Source organism: Arthrobacter sp. Soc17.1.1.1, from assembly GCF_036867195.1.
Lineage (GTDB): Bacteria > Actinomycetota > Actinomycetes > Actinomycetales > Micrococcaceae > Arthrobacter_D.
In genome coordinates, this window is record NZ_JBAJII010000001.1 from 3,204,814 (window position 1) to 3,218,763 (window position 13,950).

At 70.7% G+C, this 13,950-nt stretch carries 10 protein-coding genes; 6 read left to right on the forward strand and 4 right to left on the reverse strand.

Annotated features, from left to right (window positions below; all coding sequences use genetic code 11):
* The first annotated feature begins 28 nt into the window (after nt 1-28).
* Together purF and purM are read left to right on the forward strand one after the other, a co-directional pair.
* Nucleotides 29-1,588 (forward strand): amidophosphoribosyltransferase, encoded by a 1,560-nt coding sequence (gene purF / locus V6S67_RS14785; protein ID WP_334210947.1) that lies wholly within the window; start codon nt 29-31, stop codon nt 1,586-1,588.
* Nucleotides 1,585-2,697, forward strand: a complete 1,113-nt coding sequence (gene purM / locus V6S67_RS14790; RefSeq protein ID WP_334210948.1) for a phosphoribosylformylglycinamidine cyclo-ligase — start codon at nt 1,585-1,587, stop codon at nt 2,695-2,697. The genes purF and purM overlap by 4 nt, the downstream gene beginning before the upstream one ends.
* Before the next feature lie 145 nt (nt 2,698-2,842).
* On the opposite strand, the gene V6S67_RS14795 is transcribed toward purM, so the two are convergent.
* On the reverse strand, nt 2,843-5,881 hold the full coding sequence (locus tag V6S67_RS14795) for an endo-1,4-beta-xylanase (protein WP_334210949.1): 3,039 nt from the start codon (nt 5,879-5,881) through the stop codon (nt 2,843-2,845).
* 165 nt (nt 5,882-6,046) lie between these two features.
* The gene (locus V6S67_RS14800) at nt 6,047-7,192 is read right to left on the reverse strand and encodes an endo-1,4-beta-xylanase (protein ID WP_334210950.1); all 1,146 of its coding nucleotides are present in this window, start codon (nt 7,190-7,192) and stop codon (nt 6,047-6,049) included.
* A gap of 179 nt (nt 7,193-7,371) precedes the next feature.
* On the opposite strand from V6S67_RS14800, the gene V6S67_RS14805 reads away from it, so the two are divergent.
* The 3 genes from V6S67_RS14805 to V6S67_RS14815 all read left to right on the forward strand — a co-directional run bounded on the left by V6S67_RS14805 (nt 7,372) and on the right by V6S67_RS14815 (nt 11,241).
* On the forward strand, nt 7,372-8,406 hold the full coding sequence (locus V6S67_RS14805) for a LacI family DNA-binding transcriptional regulator (RefSeq protein ID WP_334210951.1): 1,035 nt from the start codon (nt 7,372-7,374) through the stop codon (nt 8,404-8,406).
* A gap of 120 nt (nt 8,407-8,526) precedes the next feature.
* Nucleotides 8,527-9,717, forward strand: a complete 1,191-nt coding sequence (xylA, locus tag V6S67_RS14810; protein WP_334210952.1) for a xylose isomerase — start codon at nt 8,527-8,529, stop codon at nt 9,715-9,717.
* A gap of 3 nt (nt 9,718-9,720) precedes the next feature.
* Nucleotides 9,721-11,241 carry an FGGY family carbohydrate kinase gene (locus tag V6S67_RS14815; protein WP_334210953.1) on the forward strand — a complete coding sequence of 507 codons (1,521 nt, stop codon included), beginning with the start codon at nt 9,721-9,723 and terminating at the stop codon, nt 11,239-11,241.
* Between the two features lie 121 nt (nt 11,242-11,362).
* On the opposite strand, the gene V6S67_RS14820 is transcribed toward V6S67_RS14815, so the two are convergent.
* Nucleotides 11,363-12,265, reverse strand: a complete 903-nt coding sequence (locus V6S67_RS14820; protein ID WP_334210954.1) for an alcohol dehydrogenase catalytic domain-containing protein — start codon at nt 12,263-12,265, stop codon at nt 11,363-11,365.
* Nucleotides 12,266-12,367: 102 nt separating this feature from the next.
* Between V6S67_RS14820 and V6S67_RS14825 the strand changes: the two genes are divergently transcribed.
* A complete protein-coding gene (locus tag V6S67_RS14825) occupies nt 12,368-12,856 on the forward strand; it encodes a MarR family winged helix-turn-helix transcriptional regulator (RefSeq protein ID WP_334210955.1) in 489 nt (162 codons plus the stop codon).
* A 156-nt stretch (nt 12,857-13,012) separates the two neighbouring features.
* On the opposite strand, the gene V6S67_RS14830 is transcribed toward V6S67_RS14825, so the two are convergent.
* Nucleotides 13,013-13,630, reverse strand: coding sequence for a hypothetical protein (locus V6S67_RS14830; RefSeq protein WP_334210956.1), 618 nt, complete (start codon nt 13,628-13,630; stop codon nt 13,013-13,015).
* Nucleotides 13,631-13,950 lie beyond the last annotated feature (320 nt).

Genomic DNA, 13,950 nt, shown 5'->3' on the forward strand with positions numbered 1-13,950 from the left:
CCCCCGCACACCGTGAGAGAATGGCCGCATGGTGCGCGGTGACGGACAACTCTCCCACGATCTTCTCCCCGGCGAAAAAGGACCACAGGACGCCTGCGGCGTCTTCGGTGTCTGGGCCCCCGGTGAGGAGGTGGCGAAGCTCGCCTACTACGGCCTCTACGCGCTGCAGCACCGCGGCCAGGAGTCGGCGGGGATTGCCACGAGCGACGGTCGCCGGATCAACGTCTACAAGGACATGGGCCTCGTGTCCCAGGTCTTCGACGAGTCCACGCTGAACACGCTGACCGGGCACATCGCCGTCGGCCACTGCCGCTACTCCACCACCGGCTCGTCCCACTGGGCCAACGCGCAGCCCACCCTCGGGGCCACCGCCGCGGGCACCGTGGCCCTGGCCCACAACGGCAACCTCACCAATTCGGCCGAGCTCTACCAGATGGTCCTCGCCCGCCACGGCAAGCCCCGCGCCGGCGAGATGGCGCAGGGCAACACCACCGACACGGCCCTCGTGACCGCACTGCTCGACGGTGACGACGACCGCTCCCTGGAGCAGACCGCCCTCGAGCTGCTGCCGAGCATTCGCGGCGCCTTCTGCTTCGTCTTCATGGACGAGGGGACCCTGTACGCGGCGCGTGACGCCTACGGCGTCCGCCCCCTCGTCCTCGGCCGCCTCGAGCGCGGGTGGGTGGTCGCCTCCGAGCAGGCCGCACTGGCCACCGTGGGCGCGAGCTTCATCCGCGAGATCGAGCCCGGCGAGTTCATCGCCATCGACGAGGACGGCGTGCGCAGCAGCCGCTTCGCCGCCCCGACCGCCGCCGGCTGCGTCTTCGAGTACGTCTACCTGGCCCGGCCCGACGCCGCGATCGCCGGCCGCTCGGTCTACGAGTCCCGCGTCGAGATGGGCCGGCAGCTGGCCCGCGAGAACTCCGCCGTCGCGGACATCGTGATCCCGGTCCCCGAGTCCGGCACGCCGGCCGCCGTCGGCTTCGCCGAGGAGTCCGGCATCCCCTTCGCCCACGGCTTCGTGAAGAACGCCTACGTGGGCCGCACGTTCATCCAGCCCAGCCAGACGCTGCGCCAGCTCGGCATCCGCCTGAAGCTCAACGCCCTCGAGTCCGTCATCCGCGGCAAGCGCATCATCGTGGTGGACGATTCCATCGTCCGCGGCAACACGCAGCGCGCCGTCGTCCGCATGCTGCGCGAGGCGGGGGCCGCGGAGGTCCACGTCAAGATCTCCTCGCCGCCGGTCCGCTGGCCGTGCTTCTACGGCATCGACTTCGCCTCCCGTGCCGAGCTGATCGCCAACGGTGCGGCGATTGACGAGATCAGTAAATCGATCGGCGCCGACAGCCTCGCCTACATCTCGGAGGACGGCATGATCGACGCCACGCAGCAGCCGCGCGAGCGCCTGTGCACGGCGTGCTTCACCGGCACCTACCCCATCCCGCTGCCCGACGACGACCGCCTGGGCAAGAACCTGCTCGAGCGGCTCGACCCCGCCGACAAGGCCGGCGCCACGGGCTGCGATCCCGGGCCGGACGCCGAGTTCGAAGCCGTCCTGACCGACGAAGACAAGAAGGAGCGGGTATGAGCGTGTCCGGACCCATCACCTATGCCAGCGCAGGAGTGGACGTCGAGGCGGGTGACCGCGCCGTCGAGCTCATGAAGGACGCCGTCCGGGCCACCCACGGCGAGCAGGTCGTGGGTGGGGTGGGCGGTTTCGCCGGGCTCTTCGACGTCTCCCGCCTCCTCACCTACACGCGGCCGCTCCTCGCGACGTCCACCGACGGCGTGGGCACCAAGGTCGCCATCGCCCAGGCCATGGACATCCACGACACCATCGGCATCGACCTCGTGGGGATGGTGGTCGACGACATCGTGGTGGTCGGCGCGGAGCCGCTGTTCATGACGGACTACATCGCGTGCGGGAAGGTTGTCCCCGAGCGCATCGCGGACATCGTCCGCGGCATCGCGGCCGGCTGCTCGATGGCGGGCACCGCCCTCGTGGGCGGGGAGACCGCGGAGCACCCCGGCCTGCTCGGCGAGCACGAGTACGACGTCGCGGGTGCCGCGACCGGCGTGGTCGAGGCGGACCGCGTGCTCGGCCCGGAGCGTGTCCGCGAGGGCGATGTCGTCATCGCGATGGCGTCCTCGGGCCTGCACTCCAACGGCTACTCCCTGGTGCGCCGGGTCATCCACCAGGCCGGGTGGGCGCTCGACCGACAGGTCTCGGAGCTGGGCAGGACGCTCGGCGAGGAACTCCTCGAGCCCACGCGCGTCTACGCGGCCGACTGCCTGGCGCTGGCCCGCAACGACGACGCGCAGGTGCACGGCTTCAGCCACGTCACCGGCGGCGGCCTCGCGGCGAACCTGGCCCGCGTGCTGCCCCGCGGACTCGAGGCCACGGTGGACCGGTCCACCTGGGAGCTCCCGCCGATCTTCACGCTCGTGTCCCAGCTCGGCAGCGTGCCCCTGCCGGACCTCGAGCGCACGCTCAACCTCGGGGTGGGCATGGTCGCCGTCGTCGGTGCGTCCGGCGCCGATGCAGCCCTCGCCCAGCTCACCGCCGCCGGCGTACCGTCCTGGGTCATGGGCGGCGTCCGTTCCGCGAGCGGCGGCAGCACCGACGGTCCGGACTACGTCCAGGGCGCCAAGGGCGTCGACGGCGGATCGGTGCGGCTGGTCGGCGCCTACGCCTGACCGGGCACGTCCACAGCACCGACACCGACACCGACACCGACACCGACACCGACGGAACCTACCTCTGCCCGGCCCCTGATCATCGGGCCACTAGCGCCACGAAGCCCCTGCCCTCGAAGGAGGACAGGGGCTTCGTCGGGACCGGTCAGGGCTTCCCGGGCTGCTTGCGGGTCACGACGACGTCGAACGAGCCGGTGCGGGTGTTGCCCGCCTCGTCCGTGGCGGTGCACGTGACCGTCGTGACGCCGATGACGAAGCGCGAGCCCGACGCGGGCTCGCAGGTCGGCGACACCGCGCCGTCGAGGGTGTCGATGGCCGACGGCAGGGTGTATTTCACCTTCGCGCCGCTGGCTCCGCTGGAGATGGCGGTGATGTCCGGCTGGTCGGCGATGCGCGGCGGCAGTACATCGGCGGGCCGGGCGGGCAGCCTGGCCGGGTCGACGATGCCCCAGTAGGCCGGCGTGACCTGCAGCTCGTCGTCGAAGGGCAGCGGCTGCTCCCAGGGTCGGGCCATGGGCCAGGTCCGCAGCCAGGTGCGGGCGTTGCTGATCCCCCAGAACGTCACCGAGTCCACGGCCGCGTCGTGCTCGCGCAGCATCGCGAAGAGGTCGCGGTAGTAGTAGCCGACCTCCGCTGCGGCGTCCGCGTCGTCCTCGAAGGCGGGGCTGTACGGATCCACGGGAGCGCCGCTGACATCGGCACCCTGGTTCTCCGTGGAGGCGTTGACGTCGAGTTCCGTGATGGCCTGCAGGAGCGCGGGGTCCAGTGCCTCGACGGCCTCGATGGAGTCCTCGAGCCACTGCACGGGCCGGGCGACGTCCACGTGGGCCTGGTGCCCCACGCCGTCGATCGGCACCCCCCGGGCCTTCAGCGCACGGATCAGGTCGAGGTAGTCGGCCCGCTTCTGAGGCATCTCCGTGTTGTAGTCGTTGATGAACAGGGCCGCCTCGGGGAAGTAGCGGTCCGCCAGGCGGAAGGCCTCGTCCACGAAGCCCTCGCCGAGGACCTGGAACCAGCGGCTGTCGCGCATGTCGTGCGGGTTCGCCGTGTCGCCGTCCGCGATGACCTCGTTCACTACGTCCCAGGCCCAGACGGGGCTGTCGCCGTCGGGGTAGCGGGCGTCGATGTGGTCCGCGATGCCCTTGATGTGCGCTTCCATGCGGGCCTTCAGGAGCGCCTGGTCGGCGGGGCTGTCGGTGAGGTCGCGGGTCCCGTCCTTGAAGAACCACGCCGGGGTCTGCGAGTGCCAGGCGAGGACGTGTCCGTAGACCTGGACGTCGTTGGCGTCCGCGAAGTCCAGCAGCTGGTCCAGCTGCGTGAAGGCGAACTGGCCCTCGACCGGCTGGACGCTCTCCGGCTTGCCCGCGTTCTCGGGGGTGAAGGCGTTGAAGTGCTTCCGCACGAGGTCCGCCGCCGTTCCCACGGTCTCCCGGGCATCGATGGCGACACCGACGTGCTCGATGCCGTCCGCGCCGAGGACGTCCTTCAGCGCGGGGACATCGGCCTGGATGGGCTTCTCGGTGACCGGTGCGAGGCTGAAGTCGTCCAGCAGGAAGTCCACCCCCACCGGGCCCTCGACATAGACCTGGGCCTTGTCCGCGGCCGCACCGAGCGTGTAGGTGCCCTTGAGCTGGACCCAGCCGTCGGCCGTCACGGAGGCACCGGCGCCGGCGACGCCGTCGTACGCGCTCCCACCGCCGTTGTCGCGCTGCACGGACACCTTGAGCGAGGCCGGCGCCTGGCCGGGAGCGAGCTTCGCCCACACGGATACCTGCACGGCGGTCCCGACGGGCAGGCCCGCCGTGACGTCGAGCGCGGCACCGTGCCAGGGCTGGGTGCGGTTCGTGACGAGCAGGCTGCCGGTGCCGGTGCGGGCATCGCTGCCCGTGGCGACGGACACGCCATCGCCACGAGCCGTCCAGCCGTCGGTGCCGGTCTCGAAGCCTGAGGTGACCTCGACAGGTGCGGCTCCTGCGCCGCCCTGCGGCAGGGTGAAGGTCCATCCCTCGGCGAGCTTCTCGCTCACCACCGTCGTGACGGCCCGGACCGTGTTGGAGCGGTCACCGCCGCCGTCGTGGGCGAGGACAACGGAGCCGGGGGTGAAGGCCGCGCGGAGGTTGGCGGTCAGGGTCGCCTCGCTGAGGTCGTTGCCGTCCCAGTCGAAGATGACGTTGCCGAGGCCGAGCGGCTGCATGCCGAGCGCCGCGGCCACCTCCCCGGTGGCGCCCCAGCTGCCGTTCGGCGCCCGGAAGTACGGCACCTGCAGGGCGGGATCGCCGACAGCGGTCCGGATGATGCGCAGGTTCTCCTTCAGGTCGGTCTCGACCTGCGCCCGGGTCCAGGAGCCCATGTCCGCGTAGGACGTGCCGTGGTTGCAGAGGGTGTGCCCCTCGGCAACGATGCGTCGCAGGAGGTCGGCGCCGCCGTCCGCCTGCACGTTCTGCCCGATGATGCAGAACGTCGCGGTGATGCCCTTGTCCCGCAGGAGGTCGAGGACCGCCGCGGTCTCCCCCGGGTTCGGTCCGTCGTCGAACGTCAGGGCGACGGCGTTCCCGGTGCCCCGCGCCGCGGCGAGGGGTGTGCTCGTGGGGTTCGCTGCGCCGCCCGGCACGAAGGACGCGTCGGGGGTGGGCTGCCAGGCTCCGCCGTCGGCGGGCCCGGCCGTCCCGGTGATCACGACGTCGTCCACGAGGTAGTCGTAGGGTGCACCCAGGTCTCCCGTTCCGAGGTAGGCCCGCAGCGTCGCCGGGTCGGCTCCGGCCGGGGCGTTGAAGGTACCGGTCACCGTGGTCCACGCGTCGGCCGAGACCGTGGTGTTGCCCACCCAGCTGTAGGCGGGTTCGACGACGAAGCGCGCCGACGTCGTCGTCCCGGCGGGAGCGGAGAGCTTCACCTGCGCGGAGAAGGAGTAGGTCCCGCCGGCCTGCAGGAGGTCGGCCGGCGTCTTCACGCCGTCGTAGTCGTTGGTCCTGCCCGTGACCAGCAGCGCCTTGTCGCCGTCGGCCTCGACGACCGACAGCGCGGCTCCGCCGTTCCGCACCAGCGGCCCGAACGCGCCGTCCTCGAAATCCTCGCTGAGGAGCACGGCGGGCTCCTCGGCGTTCGCCGCAGGCAGCGCCAGGGCGCCCGCCCCGGCCACCAGGCCGAAGGCCGTGACTCCTGCGATCAGACAACGTCGTCTCATGGTTCTCCTTGATGTCTCGCCCGGGTCCCGGGGAAGGGCACGGGCGACGGCCGCGGACAGTCCGCGGCCGTCGGTGGGTGCTGCTGTGCGTGCTGCTGTTGGTGCTGCTCTGCTTCTGCTGTGCCTGCTGTGGACCGGCGACGCCGGCTCGTGGCGAAGCGGTGCCTAGCGGTGACCGCGCCCTGGCCCGGCCTGCTCGAGGGTGTCCTGCAGCGCGTAGTAGGCGGGCTTGCGGGTGAAGTCGTCCCACATGACGGTCGCCTCCCCCTCGCCGGAGAAGAACACCGGCACCCAGGAGTACTTGTCGGTGAAGCCCCAGATGGTGAAGGAGTTGCACTCCTCCACGAGGACGCAGGCCTCGAGGGCCCGCTGGTAGTAGCTCGACTGCTTCTCCAGCTGCGCGGCGGTGGGTTCGGTCCCCGCTGCCACGTCCATCCGGACATCGATCTCGGTGATCGCCGTCTCGAGCCCCAGGTCGTCGAAGCGCTGGAGGTTGGCCTGGAGATCACCCGGGAAGCCGTAGCGCGTGCTCAGGTGCCCCTGGATGGCGAAGCCGTCCACGGGGACGCCCTGGGCCTGCAGCCGGGGGATGAGCTCCAGGTAGGCGTTGCTCTTGGCGTTGATGCCCTCCACGCCGTAGTCGTTGAAGAAGAGCTTCGCCTTCGGGTCTGCCTCGTGCGCCCAGCGGAACGCGTCGGCGATGATCTCCGGGCCGAGTTCACGGATCCAGATGTTGTCCGTGGTGCGCAGCGTGCCGTTGTCGTTGAAGATCTCGTTGGCGACGTCCCACTGCTGGATCTTGCCCGCATACCGGCCCACGACCGTCTGGATGTGCTCCTTGAGGATGGCGCGCAGTTCGTCCTTCGAGAAGTCGCCCTCCTCGAGCCAGGCCGGGTTCTGGCTGTGCCAGAACAGGGTGTGGCCGCGGACCACCTGCTTGTTCTCCTGCGCGAACTCGACGATGGCGTCCATCTCGGCGAACCGGTAGACACCCTGCTCCGGGTGGACGAACTCCCACTTGAGCTGGTTCTCCGGCGAGACGGAGCTGAACTCGGCCGCGAGTCGCTCCCGGTACTCCTGGTCGAAGGTGAACGGATCGGGGTAGGGCTGCGTCTCGTGGTGGCCGCCCCCGGCGACGGCCGTGCCGATCTCGAGGTCGCGCGGGGCCACCCAGCGGAGGGTGTCCTTCTTGTCGCTGGCCTTCTCGATGCCCGGAGCCCGGGTGGGCTGGGCCGCGTGGGCGGGGGCCGCAACGGGCAGGATGACGGCCGACGCGAGGACTGCGGCGGCGAGGGTTGAACGGATCTGCATGAGCTCTCCTTTGAGGTACCTGCGATGCGGTGACCGATACTCCGATCGGAAGTTTTCCGGAAGTTTCCGGAAATACCGTTGCTGTAGGTTAGGAACATCGCATCCCAGAGGTCAAGGGTGCGTTTCGATTTCGCTCCGGGGGTGCAGGACTGCAGCGTCGGTGCCCCGAGGAGGACGACGTGCAGGACAATGCGCAGGGCAACGCCCGGCCGGCCGTGACGATCTCCGCCGTCGCCTCCGCGGCCGGGGTCTCGGTCCCCACGGTGTCGCGCGTCCTCAACGGCAGGTCCGACGTCGCACCCGCCACGCGCGAGCGGGTCGAGGCGCTGCTGCGCGAGTACGGCTATCGGCGCCGTGGCGCGGTGGCCCCCGCGCCGTCGGGACTCGTGGACCTCGTGTTCAACGATCTCGACAGCCCCTGGGCGGTCGAGATCATCCGCGGCGTCGAGGAGGCGCTCAACGGGGAGGGCCTGTCGGTGGTCGTGTCCGCCATCCATCGCCGCGGCGGCACGGATTCGACCCGCAAGTGGCTGGACACGCTGGGCGACAGGGCGAGCGACGGCGCCATCCTCGTCACCACCGATCTCGACTCCTTCCTGCACGCGGAACTCCAGCGCCTCAACCTGCCCGTGATCGTCATCGATCCTGCGGGAGTCCCGGACCTCGAGGTACCCACCATCGGCGCCACGAACTGGACGGGCGCCGTAGCAGCGACCGAGCACCTCGTCGAGCAGAACCACCGGCGTATCGGCTTCGTCGCCGGACGGCCGGGCCTCTGGTGCAGCCGCGCCCGCCTCGACGGCTACCGGGCAGGACTCGATGCCGCCGGCCTCGCGTTCGACCCCTCACTCGTGGTTCCCGGTGATTTCGACTACGCCTCGGGCTTCGCCGCCGGCGTCGAGCTGCTCGCGAGGGAGGACCGGCCGAGCGCGATCTTCGCGGCGAGCGACCAGATGGCTCTCGGCGTTTACGAGGCAGCACGCCAGCAGGGCCTCCGCATCCCCGACGACCTCAGCGTGATCGGCTTCGACGACCTGCCGGAAGCGTCCTGGGCCTCCCCGCCCCTCACCACGGTGCGCCAGCCCCTGTCCGAGATGGGGATGCTCGCAGCCCGCACGCTCGTGCGGCTCATGCGCGGCGAGCCGGTCGAGAGTCCACGCATCGAGCTCTCCACGAAGCTCATCCCCCGCGCGAGCGTGCGCGCTCTCGCCTGACCGGACGGCGGTCCAGCACCGGCGCCGGAAGGCGAACCGGCATTCTCCCCTTGACTCTGCGCGCAAAACTAATATGTTTGTAACGGCAACATATTGGTCACACACCCCCTGGAGCACTCAATGACGATCGAGCCCACCCGCGATGACAAATTCTCCTTCGGACTCTGGACGGTGGGCTGGGAAGCCCAGGACCAGTTCGGTTCCGCGACCCGCGCACCCCTCGACGTGGTCGAGGCCGTCAACCGCCTGAGCGATCTCGGCGCCTACGGCATCACCTTCCACGACAACGATCTCTTCCCCTTCGGCTGCTCGGCCGCCGACCGCCAGCGCGAGATCGACCGGCTCACCGGCGCGCTGAAGTCCACCGGCCTGGTGGTGCCCATGGTCACCACCAACCTGTTCAGCCACCCCGTGTTCAAGGACGGCGGGTTCACGAGCAACGACCGCGGCGTGCGCCGGTTCGCCCTGCGCAAGGTCCTGGAGAACATCGACCTCGCCGCCGAGCTCGGAGCGCAGACATTCGTTATGTGGGGCGGGCGTGAAGGCAGCGAGTACGACGCGGCCAAGGACATCCGCGGCGCCCTCGAGCGCTACCGCGAGGCCGTCAACCTGCTCGGCGACTACGTCACCGACAAGGGCTACGACATCCGGTTCGCGATCGAGCCCAAGCCCAACGAACCGCGCGGCGACATCCTGCTGCCGACGCTCGGACACGCCCTGGCCTTCATCGAGACCCTCGAGCGTCCCGAGCTGGTCGGCATCAACCCGGAGACGGGGCACGAGCAGATGGCCGGGCTGAACTTCACGCACGGCATCGCGCAGGCCCTCTACCAGGGCAAGCTGTTCCACATCGACCTCAACGGACAGCGCAGCATCAAGTTCGACCAGGACCTCGTGTTCGGGCACGGCGACCTCCAGAACGCCTTCTCCCTCGTGGACCTGCTGGAGAACGGCGGCCCCAACGGCGGACCGGCCTACGACGGTCCCCGCCACTTCGACTACAAGCCGAGCCGCACCGAGGACATGGACGGCGTGTGGGACTCCGCATCGGCCAACATGCAGACCTACCTCCTGCTCAAGGAGCGTGCCGCCGCCTTCCGCGCGGACCCCGAGGTCCAGGCCGCGCTCCAGGCGTCGCGCGTGTCCGAGATCAACGAGCCCACGCTCAACGAGGGCGAGGGCTACGAGGCCCTGCGCGCGGACCGCTCCTCCTACGAGGACTTCGACACCGAGGCGTACTTCAACGGCAAGGGCTTCGGCTTCGTGAAGCTGCAGCAGCTCTTCATCGAGCACCTGCTCGGGGCCCGCTGACCCATGGCCCTGGTCACGGGCGTCGACTCGTCGACGCAGAGCTGCAAGGTCGTCGTCGTCGACACCCTGACCGGCGCAGAGGTACGCAGCGGCCGGGCCTCCCACCCGGAGGGCACGGAGGTGGACCCGGAGGCATGGTGGCGGGCACTGCTCGACGCCATCCGCGCCGCTGACGGACTCGGGGATGACGTCGACGCCCTCGCCGTCGCGGGCCAGCAGCACGGCATGGTGCTGCTGGGCCGCGACGGCCGGGTGCTCCGGGACGCGCTGCTGTGGAACGACACCCGGTCGGCCGGGGCTGCACGGGAGCTGATCGCCGAGCTCGGTACCGACGCCCTCGTGGCGCGGACGGGATCGGCGCCCGTGGCATCCTTCACCGGCACGAAGGTGCGGTGGGTGCGCGACGCCGAGCCCGACGTCGTCCCAGCCGTTGCCGCGGTCGCACTCCCGCACGACTGGCTGACCTGGCGCCTGCGCGGCTTCGGCCCGGAGGGCGGATCGCCCCTCGGTCCGGTCCTCGAGGAACTGGTCACCGACCGGTCGGATGCGAGCGGTACGGGCTACTGGAGCCCTGCGACGGACGCGTACGACCTCGACCTGTTCGAGCGGATGCTCGGCCGCCCCGCCCGTGAGGCGCGGGGCGCCGACGCCGCCGGAACCGATGCGGAGTCGGTGATCCTCCCCCGCGTGCTCTCCGCCGACGCCGTCGCCGGGACCGTGCACGCCTCCTTCCTCCCGTCCGGGGACCGCCGCATCGTCCTCGGTGCCGGCGCCGGGGACAATGCGGGAGCAGCGCTGGGCCTCGGGGCCGAGGAGGGCGACGTCGTCGTGTCCCTGGGCACCAGCGGCACGGTCTTCGCCGTGGCGGCCGACGCGGTCGCCGATACCTCCGGCACCGTGGCGGGTTTCGCCGATGCGAGCGGGCTGTTCCTCCCCCTCGTGGCGACCCTGAACGCGGCCCGCGTCCTCTCGTCCGTGGCCGGCATGCTGGGTGTCGATCACGAGGGCTTCGCCGAACTGGCCCGGGCCGCCGGACCGGGCTCCGGCGGCGTCGTTCTCGTCCCGTACTTCGAGGGAGAGCGCACCCCCAACCTGCCGACGGCGAAGGCGAGCTTCCACAACCTCAGCATCGCCTCGGGCACGCGGGAGAACCTTGCGCGGGCGGCGATCGAGGGCATGCTCTGCGGGCTCGCCGACGCCCTGGACGCGGTACGCGCCACGGGCACGCTCCCGCGGCACCTGCTGCTCATCGGTGGTGCCGCGCAGAACCCTGCCGTGCAGGAGGTGGCGGCACAGGTGTTCGACCTGCCCGTGCGCATCCCGGCGCCCGGCGAGTACGTGGCGCGGGGCGGCGCCGTACAGGCCGCCTGGGCCCTGACGGGATCGAGGCCGCGCTGGGTCGTGGGCACGGTGGAGGACCGTGCCGCCGACCACCGGCCCGTCATCCGCCGGCAGTACAGGACGGCGATCGGGTCCCTGCGGTTCCCGGGCCCCGACGCCGACCGGACGACGTCCGAGGCGTGACCGGCTGTCCGGGATGACTGCCGCACCGCGGGCCGCGCCTTGATGGCGCGGCCCGCGGTGCTGTCGGCCGATACGGCGGGAGATGGAGCCCGCGGGAGGCCGGCCACTCCACGCCGCGGGGTCACGGCTGCGTGATGACGACCTTGCCGCTGCCGTTCTCGGCGAGGGTATGCGCCTCGACGATGTCGGCCAGGGAGAGTTCGTGGTCGACGCGGGGCAGGTAGAGCCCTTCCTGCCCGAGCGCCGCGGCGTACTGCAGGAGGGCCGAGTCGTTGCGGGCGTCGACCTTCCTCACGCCGAGGCGCGCAGCCCCCTGGTCGTCGATGACGGTGACGACCCGGGACGTGTCCCCGACGATGTCCACCAGGTCCGGCAGCGAGTCTGACGGGGCCGAGTGCAGGGCGGCATCCACGCCACCGGGCGCGAGTGCCTGGACGCGCCCGGCGAGTCCCGGACCGTAGGTCGTGGCGAGCACTCCGAGGGATTCCAGGTACGCGTGGTTGCTCTCACGTCCTGTCCCGATCACCGTGGCGCCGGCTGCGAGCGCGAAGGCCGCGGCGGCGCTCCCCACGGCCCCTGATGCACCCTCGACGAGGAACGTCCTGCCCTTCAGGTCCCCGAGCGCCTCGATGACGGCCGCAGCGGTGGCGGAGGCGAGCCCGGCAGCGGCGGCCTGTGCCGTCGTCCACCCGGTGGGCACGCGGCTCCACGCGGTGAGCACCGCGAACTCGGCCGTGGTGTCACTGATCCCACCCAGGCCGAAGACGACGTCACCGACCCGGGTGTCCGTCACGCCCGGACCGATCTCGTCGACGACGCCGACGGCGTCCCGACCGGGGATGGCGGGCAACGGCAGCGGCAGGAACGGCGCGAGACGGCCGGCGCGCAGGAGGACGTCGATCGGGTTCACGCTCGTGGCGTGCACCCTGATCCGCACCGAGGCCTCGTCGGCATGGGGTTCGGGCGCGTCCTCGATGACGAGGACGTCGGGGGCTCCGTAGGAGTGGAAGCGGGCAGCGCGCATGGTGGTTCTGCTTTCGGATGGACGAGGCGCAGCGAATACTTGCTGCGGAAAGGAACGCTAACCCGTATTCGTTTCTGCGGCAAGTAAAGGTATTCTGATCCCGTGCCAGCAGATCGCCTCTCACCTCAGCAGGACCGGACCTGGTCCCTGCTGGTGGGCGTCATGATGTGGCTGCCGGCGGAACTGGATGCCTACCTGGAGCGCTCGGCGGATCTCAGCCACGCCGAGTACGGGGTACTGCGCTGCCTGTCGCTCGGCGAGGACCGCGAGGTCCACATGAGCCGCCTGGCTGCCACCGCCAGCGTGACACCCTCGCACCTGTCGCGGATCGTCGGCCGGCTGGAGAAACGAAGCCTCCTGACCCGCAGCACGGACCCCGCGGATGCGCGGAAGACCCTGGCGAGGCTGACGCCGTCGGGCGCGCGCCTCCTGGCCGAGGTAGAGCCCGGCTACGTCGCGGAAGTCCGGGCCCGGGTGTTCGAGCTTCTCGGCAACCGGCAGCTCGAGCAGCTGGAGGACCTCGCCGAAGCGATCCTCACACCGCTCCGGGGCGAGTGCGTAGCCCTCCTGCCTCCACGATCGGCCCGGTAGCCCGCCTCACGATCGACCCGGTCGCCGGCCCCCACGACGGCAGCCGGTGGCCCTGCTCGCGCCATCGCGGGCCGGGCGAGTGCGAGGTCGGCCGACAAGACGGAGGCGCCAGCCCGTCGGGGCAGCGCCTCCATCGTCATCCGTACTGCGGGCCGGTCAGATGCCGGCCTGGTGGTTGATGCCCACCTGGTCCACCTTGCGGTGGAAGCGCATGCCGGCCTTGCCGCCGAGGATCGCGCCGATCAGCGGGACGAGGATCGCGATCGCCAGCGCGATCAGGCCGCTCGTGGTGAGGGCACTGCCGTCGACCGGGATGCTCGGGGCGCCGTTGAGGTTGGAGAGCACGTTGAACTGGTCGCCGGCCACGGCCGCGAGGATGGCCAGGACGACGGCGATGATGATGCCCCAGAGCCAGACGGCGACGCCCTGCTTCACGCCGTCGAAACGCGCCATGCGGCCGGCGACGTACCCGCCGCAGTAGTAGGCGACGAACAGGATGACGGCGAGGACGATCCCGCTGACGATCCCGATGGTCCCGGCGTTCTGCGTGGCCTGGTTCGCGGCCTCGTTCGCGCTGCCCGAGGTGGAGGCCCCGATGCCGACGCCGATCGCCGTCGCCAGGGCACTGAGGATGACGGTCAGGCCGATGGCCGTCAGCCAGCCGAAGAACGCCGACCCGAACTTGATGCCGCCGAACTGCTCCCTCTCGGCGGCGACGACGTCGTTGCGCCTGCTCTTCGGGGTGCTCGCTCCCGAGATGTTCTCCGATGCCATGATGCTGCTCCTTGCGTGGTGGATGACCGCGACGGCCGCGACGGATGCCGACCGGCCCTGATCATCAGTCTGCTTACTACCGTGACCGAGGCGGATCCATCGACGCAACCGGTTTCTTTTGCCCGGCGTGCAAGAACCTGGTGGGCGAAGGGGACGCCCGCGCGAGGACCGCCCGTGGCGCGCCCGCGGCGCGTCGGGCGCAGGCCGACGCCGGCGAGGGAGTTAGTAAGTGCCCTTGTTATCTCTTTGCCGCTTGCCTACAGTGAGGCGCAGTGCAGTCCCCGCTGCACGTCCACGATGGCAGATGCTAGGAGCGCTAC